Here is a 19,744-nt window from a genome sequence, read left to right as displayed (position 1 = left end):
CTGAATATATACAATGTGTCAATTTAGTCATACATAAATAGCTAGTAATATTTATTAGATTACTAACTATTTATGCCCATGACTTTACACAATCTAAATATTGAACACCTCAGAGAAAACACTGATTAATTTGACTTTCAACCAATCAAAGCAGGCGCAAACCAGTAATCTTACTCAAGCCAGACTTAATCTTATCCTGCTTGTGAGAATGCTTTTCTCCAGAATCAGAGTAGTAGTAATCGTAGTAATTATGACGATAACGGTCAATCTCAACGCCATTGACTACCAACCCCAAAACCTCTGTTCGTGAATGCGCTAGCAAATCCTTGGTAGCCTGAGCAGCCACAGAATTAACTACACCAGGTCTAGCCACCAACAACATACCATCAGCCAAATTACCAACTATCATGGCATCAGCCAACATACTCAACGGTGGCGTATCGATAATGATGTAATCATAATCTTCTTTAGCTTGGGCAATTAAACTAGTCATACGCTGGGAATCTAGTAAGACCACTGGGTTAGGGGGAATTGTCCCAGCCGTCAATAAATCTAGATTAATCACTACTTCCTTGGCTGTTTTAGCAAACTCCGCCTGTCCCACCAAAACATTACTCAAACCCATCATATTGGGTATTTGCCAAACATCATGTTGATGAGGGCGACGCATATCTGCATCAATTAATAGCACCCGCTTACCCATCTGGGCGGTAGCTACTGCTAAGTTAGCCGCAATAAAAGACTTACCCTCACCCATCACAGAACTGCTAACGACAATCACCTTCAATTCTTTATCAGAAAGGGTGAAACCTAAATTAATTTGCAGCATCTCAAAAGCCGCATTCACGGAAGAATAAGGGTTATTCAGTACAGGTAACTCTGTGCCTTTTTCACCATGAGCCAATCTCGCTTTTTGGTTGAAAACCGGAATTGTACCCAACAAAGGATAATTGAGTAAGCGTTTGGCTTCTTCTGCTGTCTTGACAGACTTGTCCGCAGATTCTAGTAATAAGGCGATTCCCAAAGCTGCGAAAATACCTAAAAATCCTCCCAAAGCTAAATTTAAAGCGATACGCGGAGAAATCGGTTTCTTAGGTATCAAAGCCTCAGAAATCACCCTAGCATTACCAACATTCTGGTTTTCTACCACCTGAACATCTTGCAAGCGTTTCAGCATTTGTTCGTAGCTGGTGCGTGCTACCTGTAACTGTCGCTCTAGACGTAACTGTGTTTGTTCCAGTCTGGGTAAACTTCTCATGCGTGCTTGATAACGCACAAAAGCCTTCATCAAGACACCAACTTGATTTTCTAACCCCAACCGTTGTACTTCTATCTGTACCAAATCAGCAGTTAAAGTCTGCTGGAGTTGTCCAACTTGTAAATCTTGCTCTTCTATCGACTCATCAATTCCCACAGTTTGGGAAACTCGCCGTTCCAAATGCGCTTTGAGAGCTTGTTCTTTCTCTAACAGATTCGTAATTACAGGATGCTCGTCAGTATAGCGCGATCGCTCCACCGCCAACTGGTCTTGTACCTTCCGATATTCTGTTAACACCTGCTGGACAGCATTCGACTGACTCAATTTGCTCAGTGCTACAGCCTGCTGTGTCGTCAAAGCCAATTGCTTTTGCAACGCACCAGAACGGCTTCTAGCATCCGCCAGTTGCGCCTGAAGTCGGGTCATTTGGTTTGATAAATCATTCAACCCCTTGACCCCTTCTTTCGCTTCTTCTTCCAAAGAAATAACTTGGTATTTTTCTTTAAACAGACGCAAAGCCAGTTCTGATTCTGTAACTTTGGCTTCCACTTGAGGTAACTGCTTATCCAAAAATTCCCGCGCCGCCCTGGCTTCGGAACGGTTAACCAGAATATTATTGTCCAGATAAGCACTCATCAATTCATTGATGACCTCAGCCGCCTCTTCAGAATTTTTACTCCGGTAGGAAAGCTGTAAAATATCAGTCCCGCGCACACTTTTCACTGACAAGCGACTAAGAAAAGCATCCAATTCCAAGGGGTTGCCTTCCCCGTCTGTCAGATTTAGATTATCAATAGTCTTCTGAGAAATAGTGTTGGAACGAATCACCTCAGCTTCAGTTTCCAAAGGGTTAGAAAGGTTTGTCACCCCACTGAGTTGTCCCACCTGTTCACTAATACCCGTGAGGGAGGAGACACCACTTTGCTTATTAAACAGTAGTTTGCCCTGGGCTTCATAAACTGGTTTTTTGCTGAAAGTTACCAACCCTGTTAGACCAAACACAGACCCAATAATCAGGGCTATCAACAGCCAACGTCTTTTTACAGTTAACCAATATTGTTGAAAGTTAATAAAATCTTGTTCTTCTTGATCAGAAGGCATAATACACCTAATAATTTCATTTATGAGTTCTCATTGCATACCAATCACTTGTGAGGCTACATATAATCATGATTTATCATGTATAAGCTCCAATTACATTGGTATGAGTAATTTGCTAGTAGATGCGATTCCCTAATCTTCATGCTCTTTTAATAAGGCATTATCAAGCTTTTCTTGCCGGATATCCTACGTATTTTCACTATATTTTTTTGCGGAGTATCAATTCTTTACTTTTAATAATCATGATTGCGGTGAGTAATCCGAATTACCCCACCCTAACCCTCCCCTTGGAAAGGGGAGGGAACTGGATTTTCTTGTTTCCCCCCTTTCCAAGGGGGATTAAGGGGGGTAAAACCCAGATATCAAAGTAACTCCGATTTGTGTGTACACCGTAGCCCCGTCAACGGGGAGGGGAGACAAAGCGTAGCTGTGGCGGGGTGGGGTTCTTCAGGTTTCATCACCCATCAAGCAAACATGATATAGCGTTTCCTAATCACATGAGGTACATCATAGCCCCCTCCCCGCAAGCCTACCGTGTATACACAAGTTATCGAATCACTATCTGTCCTCGAATTACCCCACCCTAACCCTCCCCTTAGAAAGGGGAGGGAACTGGATTTTCTGGTTTCCCCCCTTTCCAAGGGGGGATTAAGGGGGGTAATTCGACTTGTGTGTACATCATAGCCCCCTCCCCGCAAGCGGGGAGGGGGTTGGGGGTGGGGTTCTTCTACCTCACTAAAGCGAGAACCGCTATAAGATTCCTAATCATAAACTTTTTCCGCTATGACCAAATATTTAAGTAATCTCCACATAGCTAAATCAAGGCAATCAGTAATAAAAAAATAAGGTACTAAGACTAAAACAATTTAATGCCCTTCTAGATTAGACGCGGCTCAAAACCTAGAAAAGTATATAAATACTTATCTAAGTGGAAATTTGACGAATTTATTTCAGTATTATTCTTGGGTATTTTGCAGCATTTTAGTCTTAATTACAGCTAATAACTGTAATTGCAAATATCACAAGAGTAAGTATGGCAGGCATCCCATATGGTGATGCTAATTTTGCCATTTTTAATATTTGGAAATAATGCCAATGCACTTTACTCTTAGTATTAGCAATCAAGGAAGCAAGTTACATCAAAACCACAACATCCTCTCTATATTGCTACTGCTAGGGGATATTGTGGGTTTAGTGTTAGCTTTATTTTTCCCCTTTTGGATAAATTGGGAAGACAATTCTCAAGTTTTTGAACCTGTTATTTCTTTATTATTTTGCTTATTAATCATTACTGGTTTATATGTAGCAGATAGCTACCATCCAGATAACCAAATTTCCGGTTTACGCGCTCCGGCTCGGATTTTAATTACTAATATGCTTGTAGGTGGCATCTTTTTTGCCATCCTCCATATTATGGAAACTGGAGAAAAGCTAGCACTCTGGAAATGGGAGATTTTACTTCCGAGTTTAAGTATATCTACCATCTGGACGATATGCTTAAGAGTATCGACAGCAAAATGGGCGCGATCGCAAGCTCAAAACCGTAGATGGTTAATTTTAGGTGCTAACAAACAAGCCATCCAATTAGGAAAGATATTTCTCAAGCACAATACATTGGGTCGGCTGGTGATTTTAGCAGCATCAGACCAACACACCCATGAGTTAGCGAAAAATCATCGAATTTCCGTTAGTAGTCTCCATGACTTACGCCAATGGATTTACCAACCGTGGTCAGGGGTAGTATTAGCAACACCAACGCAATTATCTGACATCGAGATGCAGCAGTTGATGCAGTTGCAGGTGGCTGGTATCCCCATCTACAGCATCCCCGATATTTGTGAAAATCTCTGGTATAAACTCCCCTCTTCTCTACTGCAAGATAACTTGCTGGTATTCAGTGCAGGGTATCATCTCACCTCTAACAGCATTAGTCAAAAAATCAAGCGTGTCACAGACATAATTTTGGCATTGCTGTTATTTGTGGGTTTGTTCCCTCTGATGTTGCTGACAGCACTAGCCATTAAATTAAATAGCCCCGGCCCTATTTTCTACAGTCAAGTACGAACAGGGTTACAAGGAAACACCTTTAGGGTTTACAAGTTTCGTTCCATGTATCAGGATGCCGAAAAGCGTGGGGTGCAGTGGGCGCATGAACATGATCCGCGCATTACTAGAGTCGGTCGCTGGCTACGCCTGTTGAGAATCGATGAATTACCACAGATTTTCAACGTTTTATCAGGAGAAATGAGCTTAATTGGCCCTCGTCCAGAACGACCGGAGTTTGATGTCAAGCTGCGACAAGAGATTCCCTACTATGACTTACGTTATGTCGTCAAACCAGGAATCACTGGCTGGGCGCAGGTGATGTATCCCTACGGCGCATCAGTAGAAGACGCTGACGAAAAGTTAGCTTACGACCTCTACTACATCAAAAATTATTCACCATTTTTAGATTTAGCGATCGCCTTCAAAACCATTCGGGTCGTGTTATTAGGTAAAGGCAGATGAAAAAGAAAGTTTTGGTGACAGGCGGCGCAGGATATATTGGCTCTCACGTAGTCCGCCAATTGGGTGCAGCCGGCTATGATGTCGTCGTCTATGACAATTGCTCTACAGGTTCACCCCAAGCAGTCCTCCACGGTGAGTTAATCGTGGGAGATTTAGCAGATTTAGACACTCTCTATCGGGTGTTTTTTCAGCATAAATTTACCACTGTCCTACACTTTGCTGCTAGTCTCAACGTCCCGGAATCAGTCGCTCATCCCCTAGAATACTACGCCAACAACACCCGTAACACCCTTAATTTACTCCGTTGTTGCAGCGATATGGGCGTTAACCAAATCATCTTTTCCAGCACAGCCGCCGTCTATGGGCAACCAGCAACCAACCCTGTCACCGAGTCCACACCCACCGAACCCATTAACCCCTACGGACGCTCAAAACTTTCCTCTGAATGGCTAATTCGAGACTATGCCACAGCCTCATCTCTGCGGTACGTAATTTTACGCTACTTTAATATCGCCGGCGCAGAACCAGGAGGCAGACTAGGGCAAATGTCCAAAGATGTCTCCCATTTAATTGGCGTAGCCTGTAATGCCGCACTCAAACGCCAACCAGGTATACGCATCTTTGGTACAGATTTTCCCACCCCAGATGGCACAGCAATTAGAGATTATCTTCACGTTGAAGACTTAGCAACAGCACATTTAGACGCTTTGCGCTACCTAGAAGCAGGTCAAGAGAGCCAAATTCTCAATTGTGGTTATGGACAAGGGTATAGTGTGCGGCAAGTCATCGAACGGGTGAAAGTTATATCTGGGGTAGATTTCCCCGTCATCGAAACAGACCGCCGCCCTGGAGATCCAGCTTGTGTCATCACTTGCGCCGACAAAATCCGTCAAGTATTGGGATGGAAACCCCAATATAATGACTTGGATCTAATTGTATATACTACCCTAGCCTGGGAAATGCGTCAGAAAGGTGCAATACCCAATTTATTACCGCAACCCAAACTCACAACTCAACAACAAGTAGCGTGAATGAGTAATGAGTAATGAGTAATGAGTAATGAGTAATACCCATGACTTATTACTTCAAAATTAAACCCTTGAATTTACGATAAAGTTTGTAGTGAGGACTTTAGTCCTCAACCCATTTAATATTTCAGGCTGCTTCACCGGATGCCGGATTTCAATTACCATGTGTATTGTCATCCCTCTTAATGGGCTACATCAGGCTAGCCTGCGATCGCCATGCCTAAACCTAAAAAAACCTCTAATTCTATTAATTTAAACGATCCACAATATTATATTAACCGAGAGTTAAGCTGGTTAGAATTCAACAATCGGGTATTACATGAAGCTTGCGATCCACGTACACCATTGTTAGAACGGTTGAAGTTTTTAGCAATTTTTAGTTCTAACTTAGATGAATTTTTCATGGTGCGGGTTGCAGCCCTGAAGCAACAGGTAGAAGCGAAGGTTAGTAAGTTAACCCCCGATGGACGTACCCCACAACAACAGCTTGATGATATTCGCTTACACCTCATACCCCAAGTAACCAAAGAACACCAACAATTTGAACAACTCATCCGGCCGTTGTTGGCAGATCAGGGTGTTCATATCGTGGATTACATTAACCTGACTCAAAAACAGCGCACGTATCTAGATAATTATTTTGAAGAGCAAATTTTCCCTGTTCTGACTCCCTTAGCTGTTGACCCCAGCCATCCCTTTCCCTATATTTCTAATCTCAGCTTGAATTTGGCTGTTTTAGTGAAAAATCCCGACACAGATGAGGAATTTTTTGCCAGGGTGAAAGTTCCCAGTGTTTTACCGCGATTTTTACCCCTACCGCCAGAGTTGGGGCTAAAGATGGAAAATGGTAAACCAGCTCACTGGACTGGTGTACCCTTAGAACAGGCGATCGCACATAATTTAGAATCTTTGTTTCCAGGGATGAATATCCAGGAATATCATCCTTTCCGTATTACCCGCGATGCTGATTTGGCTTTAGAAGAAGACGAAGCTGATGACTTATTACTCGCGATCGAACAAGAATTACGAAAACGCCGCATTGGTGGAAACCCTGTCCGCATCGAAATTAAATCCCAAACACCTGAAGCAATACGCACTCGGTTATTACAAGATTTAGAACTCACAGAAAATGATGTCTACGAAGCGGAAGGCCTGCTAGGACTGCGGGATTTGATGTATTTTATGGCCTTACCCTTATCAGAACTCAAAGATCCACCCCGTCAGTCTGTAGTACCAATGCGGTTGCAACGATTGCGAGAACCCAGTTTAGACCCCAATGTGTTGGAATTAGACGAAGGTAAAGATTTCTTTTCTGTGATTAGAGAAAAAGATTTATTTGTCCACCATCCCTATCAATCTTTTTCAGCTACAGTAGTACGCTTTATCACCCATGCGGCCCACGACCCGAATGTACTAGCCATTAAAATGACTTTGTACCGCACTTCTGGGGATTCGCCAATTGTTAATGCCTTAATCGCGGCGGCGGAAAATGGCAAACAGGTATCAGTCTTGGTGGAATTAAAAGCCCGATTTGATGAAGAAAATAATATTTACTGGGCTAGGCGATTAGAAAGGGTGGGGGTACACGTTGTTTATGGTTTGGTTGGGTTAAAAACCCATTGCAAAACTGTCATGGTAGTACGCCGAGAAAAAGATGGGATGCGTCGTTATGTACATATTGGCACTGGCAACTATAACCCTAAAACAGCCCGACTGTATACAGATTTAGGATTATTTAGTTGTCGAGAAGAATTAGGTGCTGATATTACAGATTTATTTAATTTCTTGACAGGATATTCCCGGCAGAAATCCTATCGAGAATTATTGGTTGCGCCTGTGAATATGCGCGATCGCTTTTTAGAATTAATTCGTCGTGAAATCACCAATGTCAAAAATGGCTGCACAGGTCGGATTGTCGCCAAGATGAATTCCCTTGTTGATCCGCAAATCATCACTACTTTGTATGAAGCCTCTCGCGCTGGCGTACAAATTGACTTGATTATCCGGGGCATTTGCTGCTTACGTCCAGGGCTGCCAGACTTGAGTGAAAATATTCGTGTGATTAGTATTATTGGCAGGTTTTTAGAACACTCCCGAATGTATTATTTCTACAACAATGGCCAAGAAGAAATTTATATTGGCAGTGCTGATTGGATGAGCCGGAACTTAGACCGACGAGTGGAAGTAATTACCCCTATCCGAGACCAAGATATTGCTAAAGACTTACAAGAAATCTTGGGAATCATGCTAGCAGATAATCGTCAAGCTTGGGATTTACAAGGTGATGGGTCTTATATTCAACGCCGTCCTGGAGATGATTGCCCTGAATCTCACTCCCAAATCACACTGATGAATATGGCCTTACGTTCCACTGGAATAACAGCAAATTTTATTGATGCTAAAAAAAGTTCTTCACCAACAGATAATTAAATCAAGTCGGTTCTTTATCAAAACTTCAATTTCTTTATCAGAAGTTTTATAAATTCCTCTGCTTATGTAGTAATTATTCAACCATAAGATAGAGTAATTGTTAGTAGTTGTTCCCATAAACTAGAGGGATTATCGTATTTACTTTTTCCCTGGAATGTTAATGTTCTCCTGTGAGTCTTCTACCTTACGCGTTCTAGTGGTTGACGATCATGAACTGACTCGTTTAACACTAAAATTAGCTTTCGCAGGTCAGGAAAATATTCAAGTTGTGGGTTTAGCCAGTAACGGTCAAGAAGCTATAGAAATGGTAAAAGATTTTCATCCCGATGTGATTGTTCTGGATTTACAGATGCCAATCATGGATGGTTGGAGTGCTTCTGGACATATTAAAGCCCTGTCTCCCAACACTCAGATATTGGCTTATTCTTCAGTCGAAGAAGCTGCTTTACCTGACAAAAACACAATGGTTAACTTTGATGAAGTTTGTAAGAAAGATGTCCCTACCAGTGAACTAGTTGCTTTAGTCAGACAACTAGGAAAAATTGCAGGTAATAATTCTATTTCTAGGTAGAACGGCGTAAATAATTAAAGGTTCGTAGTAAGGATTAAAGTCCTTACTACGAACTCAATCCTATTTTTTTACATTACTTAACATAGTTTGGTTTTTTCAAGTCGTTCTGACTTGAAGAAGGGGTGTAGGGGTGTAAGGGTATAGGGGTGTAAGGGAAAGACTTTTTCATGTTTTCTTGTGTACGCAGTTCATGATGGCTACTTAGGTAGACAAAAGGGGCTACACCATATTAATTATTCTCTGCTGGTGGAATAGTCCGTCTAAATTCTTCAATCAATTCATCTAGTTCTTCCAAGGCTTGATTCACATCAACTCTCAAAATTCCCAAGTTTGGTTGCTCTAAAAGGCTCAGTAGGTACTCACGCTTGCTTTCAACGATCGCAATCCGCTCTTTGAGTGTCTGTAAATCCATTGTTTTTTTGTCCTGATATTATCTCCAAATTTAAACTTAACTCAAAAAAGTCACCCTTGGAACTGATCTCCAGTAGTGCAGCTAGCGATCGCATCAAGAATTTTAGTGCCTATTGTGATGATAATAAAGCTAGATGTGTTAAGAATTTATACGATTCTGAGATTATGTTACGTAAAATTTCTCTGGGAACTCTTGGTTTAAGCGTCGGTGGCATATTGATTATCGTAGGCTTTGTTGCTTACGCTCTAGATAACGCTACACTCAATTTAGTGGGATTTTTCTACGGCTTTCCACTATTTCTAGGAGGATTAGCACTCAAAGCTAATGAAATCAAGCCTATTCCCTTCAGTCAACCAACTGAACCTTCAGTTTTATTATTGCGAGAACAGCAAGCAACTGTTACCCAAAATAAAATTCGTAAAGATATTACCCGCTATTGCTATGGACAAGATGCCCATTTAGATAGTGCGCTTTCTTATCTGGGTTTAAGCCCTTCAGATGACGAAAGACCTGTAGTTACAGCATTACGAGAAACAGAAATTAATGGTGCTTATGCCTTGATTTTAGAATTTGACTCGCCATCTATACAAATTAGCGGTTGGCAGGAAAAACATGAAAAAATGACCAAATACTTTGGTCCAGGAATAGAAGTAAAAATCACATTAGTCAATGAGGATAAAATTGAATTAGCAGTGATTACTGATAGTCAATAATCATTACTGATTGGTTATGGGGCATTAAAGGTTTGTAGTAAGGACTTTAGTCCTTCTTTTAGGACTAAAGTCCTTACTACGAACTCGATTAAAATAGCTTTACTAAACACCTACTTTTCTAAACGTACTGCATACCATTGCAAATATTTGCCAATCCCAACATCTAATTCGCAACTTGTGTCAATTAAATGTTGGGCTTGATCTGCGGGAGAATCAAATTGTTGTAGCTCAAATGGTAAATCTTGAAAATCAATTTTTTGCAATTCCATTTTGAGCTTTTCTAATAACTCTGCTGTTGTGAGAAACTGTTCTGGTTGATTTGTTTCTAGAACAACAAAATTATCCTGTTGATACATTAATGGATCTGGCATAAATAAAATAGACTAACTTAATACGTGGACATAATTAATTTGCCGATGGACTTTTACTTTCTTGTCTCCCCTACACCCCTACTTTTTCCTAACCATAAATATTTATTTATCGTAAATTCAAGGGTTTAAGACCCTTACGTCTACACGTAGTATCAGTTGAGTTGGGGTTTAAATCCCTAACTCCAACTGTCTTTAATTTTGTTAGCGCAGCGTTAGCGAGTCCGCGAGCGTCATTTTGAATTTTGAATTTTGAATTGTTAATTACGCCAGCTTGTTTGTATTCATCTTTATTTTAGACATAGTACCGACATTTTTCAGAGAAATTAACCTAATTCTCTGATATAACATATATTAATGAACTGTATGCCTACGTAATTATACTAGATTAATTGCAAAATATAAATAATTGACCAGCATTGTTAATAACTTGATAATAGCATGATGAAAATTATGTGATTACCACAAAAGAAGCTCTCAAATCTATCTATTTAAAGATGTCGGATAAATAGCATCTCATCAATCAACATGATGATAATGCTGAGTTTTCAGGTCATAGGGTGATGGATCTACATTATTGGCCTAGTGTCTAAAATAACTAAGTCTGTAAAGACATAAAGCCAGTATTTGAAGTTTTACCTACAATCGCAATTAAATGTGATCAAGCGGGAACTATAAAAGTAACATTTCTTAGTATGGCTAGAAATGAGTATTAAGGTAATAAGTCCCTTAACTTTCTATATAAATCGATAGATTATCTATGCGAACTAGTATGATGCTGTTTTCTTGGCTAAAGATTATCGAACAGGTTTACATCCACACAAGTTTTCGAGGCAGGTCGGATAAATGCGTGTTCAGAACTCCCATATCGATGAGTGGGCGATTATTCTTAGGCGATCGCATTATTGCTTGTCACTGTTTACACACATTATTTAATCAGACAGTAACACAATTGCTACTCAAGAGTAAATTAGCAAAAGATATTGTGCATATTGCTGATGACCTGATCAAAACTAGGTATCTATTTGACTATCCAACTATTGAGTCACCAGGACGTGGCTACTTTAAACAAATTTCGGTTACAAGTAATTAATTTACAAGAGCAAGATTTTTCTAGGTTTGCTCCTCTTCAACTTTGAGAATTTCTGTGGAACGCAACTCATGTCACGCATAAGCCCATATTCTCTTAAAGAACCTCCTGTAATTTTGGTGGCTGATGATGACACAACCATCCGAACAATGTTGCGTAAAGTAATGGAACAAGAAGGCTATCGAGTCATTGAGGTTACAGACGGAAAGCAGTGCTTAGATGCGTATGAGGCTGTCAAACCAGATATAGTCTTGTTAGATGCTGTGATGCCTATTATGGATGGGTTTACGTGTTGTAAGCAACTACTACAAATTGCTAGAAATAATTTAATGTCAGCTTTGGCAAATCTAGATACTGATTCTGGATTAGGTAATACCGTGATCTCAAAACTATGGGAGCGTACTCCTATATTAATGATTACCAGCTTGAATGATGAAGAATCGGTTGATCGTGCTTTTGAAGCAGGAGCAACAGACTACATCACCAAGCCAATTCATTGGGCGGTATTACGTCAACGTTTACGTAGACTGCTACAACAAGCACAAGTTTATAAACAATTGGAAGCGGCAAACTTAGCTTTGCAGGAACTTGCTCATGTAGATGGCTTAACTGGCTTGGCTAATCGCCGTCGTTTTGATAACTATTTGAATACCCAGTGGATTAACCTAGCACAATCAAGAGTGCCTTTATCGCTGATTTTGTGCGATATCGACTTTTTTAAATTTTACAATGATTGCTATGGACATCCCGCAGGGGACGCTTGTTTACAAAAAGTAGGTCATACTTTAAACGAGAAAGCAGAGAAACACCGAGATTTAGTAGCCCGTTATGGCGGTGAAGAATTTGCTGTGATTATGCCCTATACTCACTCATCCGGTGCAGTTCATGTTGCCACTATGATGCAAAATGGCGTTGGTGATTTACATATTGCCCATGAAAAATCTACTGTGAGTCAATATCTGACTCTGAGTATGGGTGTAGCGACTATGATCCCAAGCTGGGAGTCTTCCCCCTCAGATTTAATAGCCGCAGCAGATAAAGCCCTTTACCAAGCAAAGGAGGAAGGGCGTAATCGGATTTGCTTGTTATCAGACAGTGAAGATAATTCGTAATTCGTAATTCGTAATTCGTAATGGGCTGCGCCCCGCTACGCTCTAAGCGCAGCCATGCCGCAGGCTTTACGTAATTCGTAATTCGTCAAGAGGGGTAAACTGGCAAAGTAAAGTGAAACCATGCTCCGCCATAAGGGTTAGAGTCTACCCAAATTTGGCCGTAATGCGCTCTGACGATACGTTGGCATAAACAAAGACCGATACCGTAGCCTTCAGTACCTTCATCTCGTTCTAGGCGATAGTGGTTTTCAAAAATGCGATCGCGATTTTCTACTGGGATACCAGGGCCAGTATCACCTATGCTGAATTGAACTTTTTGGGTAGTGCGGTGTAAGCCGGCGATGCTGATTAGACATCTCCGAAAACAGTCAAAGCCTTTGTTTGGCTAGGCTGTAGCCACTAAATGCAATCATCTTAAATTAGCTATTCTGTACGATGAAATAAGACTTTGAGATATTTGCTGTTGATAATTAGGCAAAAATATCTAGTTATATGCGATAATTTTAACCTGATGATATAGCTGATATTTCTAATGGTAATATTAGCCCTCGAATCCGTAACCTTACTAGCCCACAAATCGTCAAAATTACTTGCTTATATTTGCGGGTATTTAACCTAAATCTCTCTTGGACAACTCGAAAGATTTTGACTGACCGTATTCGATGTTCAACAAAGATTCGTTTAGATGAAAATATTTTGTTCTGTTCTTTCTGTTCAGTTGTTAGTTCTTGATTTCTTGGTTTCTTAATTGGAGTTGTAATTAAATCTTCTCCAAGATATGCCTTATCTCCTTTAAATCTTTGTTTGGCATCAAACTCTGAACGATATTCTCGGAACAAAGTTATATCGCTTTTTGGACCAGGTTCACCTGCCACAACATCAACGATATCACTAGCATCAGGTAAAATAATCATTTGAGTTTTAAATGTATGATTACTCTTCTTACCTGAAAAATATTTCTTTTGTTCATCATTGTCTCTAGGTCTTTCTCTGACTTGTTCATAGCTATCTACTATTAATTCATATTCTGTGAGCATTTCTTTTACTACTTCATAGTCAGAAGCGTTTTTTTTTTACTTGTTCAAGCAAACTTGATGGCAGTAATTCTCGCAAGTTAGGCAACCAATAGTTAAACGTATCGTTGGCTGTAGACTCACTTACTTCAAACTGAATACCTAGAAGTTGAAAGGTTGTCAGATGTCGGAGATACACTAAAGTTAAAATGATTTGTTCAGAAATAGATAATTTTGGTTTCCGACCTCCTCCACCAGCAATAATTCTCACTTTCTTAGATTCCAGTAAAGCTTTTTTTTCATGATATAATCTTTCCCCATTTATGATTAATTGTTGTAACTGTTCATATTCCAGACCTATTAACCTTTGGGTTTGTTTAGGATTCTCTTCAATGTAATTCAGTATATTGCTCATGCTTCTGTGTCAAAATAACGCTTTAATGTTCTTTTATCACAGAATAATACTATTTTGGAGATGTCTATTGTGCCACATTCGGGGGTGTATTTGATGGCATTATCCAAAAGATTGATCAAGACTTGGCGGATGCGTTCTGGGTCAGCATAGACAGAGGGTAAGTCTTGAGGGATATCGGTTTCTATCTTTTGGGATTTGGTAATGTAGCGATCGCGCAATTCTTCTATTACATCTAAGCAGAGTTGACCGAGATGTGTCTTCTGTGGTACAATTGTTAACTCTGTATCATGACCCCTACCCACCTGTAACAGATCCGCAATCATTCTGTCAATTGTCTTGGTTTGACTGCGGGCTTGTTTTAATAAATGGGCAATTAAGGCTGGTTTGAGGCGTTGAAATTCACCAGTTTCTAGATTGTAGTTAGATTGTAAGGTTTCAATGGCGATCGCCGCAGCTGTTAAGGGATTGCGGAGGTCGTGGGCTAGCATCCCAATTACCCTATCTTTAAACTGTAACTGCTCTAGAAGTTTTTCTTTTTCTTGTTTCAGGTGAAATATTTCGTCGGAAAGTCGAATCAGTTCCGCAGAAACCGCAACAGAACGGATGGTAGATTTCGGTTGTGAGATGCGCCCATTCTCCTCTACACGTTCTTGTAAGTCCTCTTGGAGTTTGAGGTAAGTTTCTACAGCCGTTTGCCAACGAGGCCACCAGCTTTTCAGTTGAGAAATGATGTTACTACCGGCTAGAACTTGTCTAGGTTCTGGATGAATTTTGATTAAGGCTGGTGTCGCTACTAACTTAAAGTGTTCTGCTAAATAAGGTTGTTGTCCAACATCGATAATTTGCAGTTCAAAGTTATACTCAGCCTGTAATTCTTTTAAGTAAGCACGGATACGCTGCACCTGTTGTTTGGACTTGGGTCGTCCATCAATAAACAGTAGCAGTTGGAGTGGAGCATCAGAATAGCTCGGCTGATCCTGGGAAACTTGCATGTAATCGTGTTTCAGCACTGGTAACAACCTGGCGACGTTTTGCAGAACTTAGACTAGACTGACAGTTGTCGATGGTCGTTCGTTTTTTTCTCAATTTAATATCTATTTTAGATTTTTCATACTCCCATCTGATCAGAGTTTTTGACATGAGATACATCTTTTTGAGCTTTTTGTTTCCAATTGGGCTAACTTGTTGGAATGGAAAGGTTTTTGCTGTGTAATTTAAACCTCCATCTCCTGTAAATCATACTCTGGCTGTAGAGTCAACAGATGAAAATTTTTATACTCAGGCAAATCAGATCATACAGCAACATCTGGATTTAATTGCACGCATTGAGCCGCACTAGTAATTCCTGATGCCAATCGAATGCAATCTGTAGGAGGATAGTTAATTTCCTAAGCTAAAGCCACTGAAGGGTTTCTTCAGTGTCAACACTTCAGCGCGAAAATTTTCTGTAATTCCCCAGATGCTTGACTTGTATCTGATAACTTAACCAAGCCACAAATACAAATTTATTGCTCTTTGTCTGCTTCTAGCCAGGAATTAGTAAAACTTGCACCTGTGCTGGATATGAGTTGATCTCACCGGGGTGAATTAGCTTTGGTGAGAAAGTTACCCCTACTGAGTGGCGAACATCAATTAGATCCAGTATGAGAAATTGCACCTGTGTCGCATCTGCATCTTGACTAGCCAGGGACACACCCTTTGCAACCTGGGAACTAAATCTAGCACAACAGTCTCCCACGTCCCCTGACTCTTCTACATTACCGATTATCAGCAGAGTTGCTAATTTTGCAGCTTTAGCTAATGCTAAAGGAAGTCTTAAAACTAGTTTAGCACTGAAGATTAGTTAGCGATCGCTCTCAAAGGCAGCATTTTGGAGTAGATTACAGTTTTATAGTCGATTTGGGATAACTGCACCGCAAATTCTGGGATTATAAACAGCTGATTTAATATAAGTATGTTTGACAAAACTAACTGACTCGATTAATTTGCAAGGTAATTTACGATCAAATTATCAATATAGTTACTTTTTATGAAGCTTTTAATCCAACACAGACATTTTAAGAATGAAATCGCTGGAGTCATAACATACATTAATGCACTCATACCAGAACTAGAAACAAGAGGTGTAGAAGTTAAAACAATCTCTACCAGAGAAGAGCAGATCAATAATTGGATAAAACTTATTTTTTGGGCAGATATTGTGCATATGAATTCTAATGATTTAATATTTGCCCTATTATGTAAAATCCTCAATAAAAAAATTATTATTAAATATCACTACTGTTTTTATCAATCTATTCACTCTCAATATGAGCAGATGTCCTTTGGCAAAAGGCTACAAGCTGAATTCAAATATACCTTACCCAAACCCAACTACCCTTTAAAATGGAAGTTATTCACCTTTGTTAAATGGGCAAGATTAGGGACTAGACTTGGTACTGCACTCATAGCAAATCGTCACACAGCTTGTAGCAATTTTCTAGGGGAATCTTGTGCTTTTCCTTGGCAAGTAGTTACTTTATATAATCCTATTGTCATTAAGTCTGAAAGTCAGCCAAAAAATCTGCATAACTTATCTACGCCTTATAAATTTATTTTTGTTGGCAGATTAGATGCAGATAAAGGAGTAGATATTTTATTAAGAGCCGCATCAATTTTAAAAGATGAAAATCGTCATTTTCAGATTTTGATTATAGGCGATGGAGGAACAGCCAATAAATTACAGCAACTGACATCTAGTTTAGAAATTGTAAATTACGTCAGATTTTTAGGGAAACTTTCTAATCAAGAAGTGATTGCACAATTACAGGATGCTTTGGCTTTGGTAGTACCTTCGCGGTGGCAAGAACCAGCCGGCTATGTAGTATTGGAAGCTTCTAGTACCCAAACCTGCTCGATTGTTTCAAAAGTGGGAGGATTACCAGAACTGGCTGGAACACACGGCTTTTTCTTTAAAAATGAAGATATACAAGAGTTAGCCACCTGCATGAGATACTGCTTGGATCATCCAGATGAAGTAATTAATCGTGGTTTCCTATCTAGTCAGTATGTTGCAGAAAATTTTTCTTCAACCCTTGTTGCTACTCAATTTCTAGAGATTTGTGAGCAACTAAAACCGCAAACTACAATTCAATGACGGCAGTATGCGCTAGGGTAGGAATTGACACGCGTTTGTGATTTCCTGTGCTTTTGTTTAAACGTCCAGCTGTATTTTTAAGTTTGGCTGTTTTTCTAACTTCGTTAACAGCCTGTGCTAACGTGCCAACTGCCAAAAACCTGGAACAGTCTTTGGCAGCAGACCCCAGGTTAAAAAATAACCCAACAGTTTTAGGTCAATCTCCAGCAGATAAATCGCCATCTGGACAAAACGAACCATCAGTGCAGTTACCTGCGGATTTTCCCAAAGATATCCCCATATATCCCAACGCCAAACTAGAGGAAATTACCCCTGCTAGTGCTACAGACAATAGGGTGTTGACTCGTTGGCTAAGTTCTGAACCTAGCAATTTTATTACTAGTTTTTACCGCAATCAGTTTCAATCTAACAACTGGCAAATTCTACAACAGCCCACAGATGATGTAGAAGGTACTTTTGAAGTGCGTCGCAATGATTTGTTAGTGAATGTGTCTATTCAGCCGCAATCAGTCACAAATCCTGCACCCAATCAACCACAAACCTCTACATTATTAAAGATTGAGTACGTACCAAATAGTACAGCTACCTCAACTACTAATAATGTTCCCCAACCAGGCGATTCGCAGTTTATTGGCCCAGTACCTCCAGCAAATTGGGTAACACAATCACCCAGTACATCTGAGACACCCACGGCTCAAGAATTTAGCGATTTGAATAAAGCCCCGCAACAAATACAGCAATATATCCAAGATTTAGCAGCATTAGGGGTATTTTCGTCAGATACTGCCAACAATAAAACTAATTCTCCTACCACAACTAACCAATTTGAACCCGGTAAAATTATCACTCGGCGAGAATATGCCCGTTGGCTAGTGACTGCTAACAATGCCATGTATGCCAACAATCCCGCCAAGCAAATTCGCCCAGCATCAGAAAGTGTACAACCAACTTTTAGTGATGTGTCGCGTCAAGACCCTGATTTTCCAGCAATTCAAGGATTAGCGGAAGCTGGATTAATTCCTAGTCCTTTGTCTGGTGACTCTACAGCCGTTCTGTTTCGCCCTGATGCACCACTCACACGAGAACAATTAGTCTTGTGGAAAGTACCCCTAGATACCCGCCAAGCTTTACCAACTGCTAATTTAGAGGCTGTTAAGGAAACTTGGGGTTTTCAGGATGCGGGTAAAATAGACCCCAAATCTTTGAGAGCAGTTTTAGCTGATTTCCAGAATGGCGAACAATCAAATATTCGTCGGGTGTTTGGCTATACAACTTTGTTCCAACCGAAAAAACCCGTGACTCGTGCAGAAGCGGCGGCGGCGTTGTGGTATTTTGGCACTCAGGGTGAGGGTATATCGGCTAATGAGGCATTGAAATTAAAGCAGACGAGATAAGCCCTGGAATTGTAAAAATCACGTAAATATAAATCTTGCCTGTGATTTTTCCTGCTATGTTATTGATGGCTAAGTAAAGTCACTTAAACAAAATCACGCAAGCCTGAAATCGGCTAGCTGTCATTTTCTTAATTAGGCATAACAATAACATTTCAGCATTAAATCAAATATGAAAACCAAAATCATAGCGGCAGGATTTGCAATCTGTTCTGTCATCATTCCGCTTGAAGCTAAAGCGGCAAAGTTTAGCAGCTTTTATGTATTTGGCGATAGTTTGGCTGATACTGGTAATATATTGAACTTGACAAGTCAGGTTTTACAACCTCCAAGGCCTACTCCACCTCCACCATATTTTCAGGGACGCTTTGCTAATGACTTGATATGGGTTGATTATTTAGGAGACAAGTTAGGGTTAAAACCAACTTTAGTCACTGATATATTGCTGAATAATGCTATTCCTACTCAGGGAATTAACTTTGCTATTGGTGGGGCTAATTCAGGATTTGGTAATGGACTTGTTCCTAACGCACCCTTACCTGGAGTCTTAGAGCAAGTTCAGGGTTTTGTACAAGGAAATGGAAACATCGTAGATCCTAATGCACTTTATGCTTTATCGGGAGGTGGAAATGATTACTTGTTCCCACAAATACCTAGCGATCCTAATCAACCAAAGCCTTACACTAACATCTTCCAATCTGTAAATAGCTTAGTCACAGCAGGTGCTAAAAACATTGTGGTATTCAACCTGACAGATTTGGGTGTGCTTCCAGGGGCTAGTATACCAGGACGCAATGCTGATGAACTGACTGGCGCGAGCAAAGATTTCAATTCAAATCTAGCCAAGGATTTAGCAATTATTCGTCAAAACCCAAACGTTAACCTCACCGAAGTTAATGTTTATTCTCTAGTTAATAGTTGGCGTAAATCTCCAGAGAAATTCGGTTTTACTAATGTCACTGATGCTTGCTTGCAATTCACCAGCCCCACAACTTATATAACTTGTGATAATCCAGACGAGTATTTATATTGGGACGATGTTCATCCTTCCAGCAAAGCCCATAAACTGATAGCAGACGCGGTATTCGTACCTGAACCTTCAGTCACGATGGGGATGTTAGGATTTGGTGCTTTGGGTATAGCAGGTAAGCTCAAGCGTCAACGGAAAAAGTCAGTTTTGACTGCTATTGTGAAGTAA

16 protein-coding genes and 2 pseudogenes are annotated in these 19,744 nt (G+C 40.2%); 10 read left to right on the top strand and 8 right to left on the bottom strand.

Going from position 1 to position 19,744, the window contains the following annotated elements; genetic code table 11:
- Window positions 1-145 precede the first annotated feature (145 nt).
- Window positions 146-2,359: a GumC family protein gene (locus tag L6494_RS01455; RefSeq protein ID WP_237991105.1), complete on the bottom strand. Its 2,214-nt coding sequence runs from the start codon at window positions 2,357-2,359 to the stop codon at window positions 146-148.
- Window positions 2,360-3,454: 1,095 nt separating this feature from the next.
- Between L6494_RS01455 and L6494_RS01450 the strand changes: the two genes are divergently transcribed.
- The 4 genes from L6494_RS01450 (at window position 3,455) to L6494_RS01435 (ending at window position 8,896) form a co-directional block, all read left to right on the top strand.
- Complete coding sequence (locus L6494_RS01450; protein WP_237991104.1) at window positions 3,455-4,867, top strand: sugar transferase; 1,413 nt, start codon at window positions 3,455-3,457, stop codon at window positions 4,865-4,867.
- The gene (galE, locus tag L6494_RS01445) at window positions 4,864-5,898 is read left to right on the top strand and encodes a UDP-glucose 4-epimerase GalE (protein ID WP_237991103.1); all 1,035 of its coding nucleotides are present in this window, start codon (window positions 4,864-4,866) and stop codon (window positions 5,896-5,898) included. The genes L6494_RS01450 and galE overlap by 4 nt, the downstream gene beginning before the upstream one ends.
- Before the next feature lie 213 nt (window positions 5,899-6,111).
- Window positions 6,112-8,325 (top strand): polyphosphate kinase 1, encoded by a 2,214-nt coding sequence (gene ppk1, locus L6494_RS01440; protein WP_237991102.1) that lies wholly within the window; start codon window positions 6,112-6,114, stop codon window positions 8,323-8,325.
- Between the two features lie 154 nt (window positions 8,326-8,479).
- Window positions 8,480-8,896: a response regulator gene (locus L6494_RS01435; RefSeq protein ID WP_237991101.1), complete on the top strand. Its 417-nt coding sequence runs from the start codon at window positions 8,480-8,482 to the stop codon at window positions 8,894-8,896.
- A 229-nt stretch (window positions 8,897-9,125) separates the two neighbouring features.
- Here the strand turns inward: L6494_RS01435 and L6494_RS01430 are convergent, their stop codons facing one another.
- Window positions 9,126-9,308, bottom strand: coding sequence for a hypothetical protein (locus tag L6494_RS01430; protein ID WP_237991100.1), 183 nt, complete (start codon window positions 9,306-9,308; stop codon window positions 9,126-9,128).
- 164 nt (window positions 9,309-9,472) lie between these two features.
- Here L6494_RS01430 and L6494_RS01425 point away from each other — a divergent pair, with 164 nt between their 5' ends.
- Window positions 9,473-10,021, top strand: a complete 549-nt coding sequence (locus L6494_RS01425; RefSeq protein ID WP_237995746.1) for a DUF2854 domain-containing protein — start codon at window positions 9,473-9,475, stop codon at window positions 10,019-10,021.
- Window positions 10,022-10,131: 110 nt separating this feature from the next.
- Here L6494_RS01425 and L6494_RS01420 read toward each other — a convergent pair whose 3' ends face one another.
- A complete protein-coding gene (locus tag L6494_RS01420; RefSeq protein WP_237991099.1) occupies window positions 10,132-10,392 on the bottom strand; it encodes a chlororespiratory reduction protein 7 in 261 nt (86 codons plus the stop codon).
- 757 nt (window positions 10,393-11,149) lie between these two features.
- Here L6494_RS01420 and L6494_RS01415 point away from each other — a divergent pair.
- Both L6494_RS01415 and L6494_RS01410 read left to right on the top strand, forming a co-directional pair.
- Window positions 11,150-11,482 (top strand): hypothetical protein, encoded by a 333-nt coding sequence (locus L6494_RS01415; RefSeq protein WP_237991098.1) that lies wholly within the window; start codon window positions 11,150-11,152, stop codon window positions 11,480-11,482.
- Between the two features lie 68 nt (window positions 11,483-11,550).
- Complete coding sequence (locus L6494_RS01410; RefSeq protein WP_237991097.1) at window positions 11,551-12,591, top strand: response regulator; 1,041 nt, start codon at window positions 11,551-11,553, stop codon at window positions 12,589-12,591.
- An 85-nt stretch (window positions 12,592-12,676) separates the two neighbouring features.
- On the opposite strand, the pseudogene L6494_RS01405 reads toward L6494_RS01410, so the two are convergent.
- The 5 genes and pseudogenes from L6494_RS01405 to L6494_RS01385 form a co-directional block, all read right to left on the bottom strand.
- Window positions 12,677-12,940 (bottom strand): annotated as a pseudogene (locus L6494_RS01405) (ATP-binding protein); the annotation flags it as partial.
- A gap of 154 nt (window positions 12,941-13,094) precedes the next feature.
- On the bottom strand, window positions 13,095-13,628 hold the full coding sequence (locus tag L6494_RS01400) for an HARBI1 family protein (RefSeq protein WP_237989127.1): 534 nt from the start codon (window positions 13,626-13,628) through the stop codon (window positions 13,095-13,097).
- Window positions 13,629-13,647: 19 nt separating this feature from the next.
- Window positions 13,648-14,019 (bottom strand): helix-turn-helix domain-containing protein, encoded by a 372-nt coding sequence (locus L6494_RS01395; protein ID WP_237989128.1) that lies wholly within the window; start codon window positions 14,017-14,019, stop codon window positions 13,648-13,650.
- A 56-nt stretch (window positions 14,020-14,075) separates the two neighbouring features.
- A pseudogene (locus L6494_RS01390) lies at window positions 14,076-15,029 on the bottom strand (histidine kinase); the annotation flags it as partial.
- Window positions 15,030-15,544: 515 nt separating this feature from the next.
- Window positions 15,545-15,712, bottom strand: a complete 168-nt coding sequence (locus L6494_RS01385) for a hypothetical protein (RefSeq protein WP_237991096.1) — start codon at window positions 15,710-15,712, stop codon at window positions 15,545-15,547.
- A gap of 336 nt (window positions 15,713-16,048) precedes the next feature.
- Between L6494_RS01385 and L6494_RS01380 the strand changes: the two genes are divergently transcribed.
- From L6494_RS01380 to L6494_RS01370, 3 genes are all read left to right on the top strand, one after another.
- The gene (locus L6494_RS01380) at window positions 16,049-17,155 is read left to right on the top strand and encodes a glycosyltransferase family 4 protein (protein WP_237991095.1); all 1,107 of its coding nucleotides are present in this window, start codon (window positions 16,049-16,051) and stop codon (window positions 17,153-17,155) included.
- 47 nt (window positions 17,156-17,202) lie between these two features.
- A complete protein-coding gene (locus L6494_RS01375) occupies window positions 17,203-18,549 on the top strand; it encodes an S-layer homology domain-containing protein (protein WP_237991094.1) in 1,347 nt (448 codons plus the stop codon).
- Window positions 18,550-18,718: 169 nt separating this feature from the next.
- Entirely contained in the window at window positions 18,719-19,744 is a 1,026-nt protein-coding gene (locus L6494_RS01370) for an SGNH/GDSL hydrolase family protein (RefSeq protein ID WP_237991093.1), read from the top strand.

The sequence above is a fragment of the Nostoc sp. UHCC 0870 genome (assembly GCF_022063185.1).
Classification (GTDB): Bacteria; Cyanobacteriota; Cyanobacteriia; order Cyanobacteriales; family Nostocaceae; genus Trichormus.
This window is presented reverse-complemented; position numbering and strand designations above follow the sequence as displayed.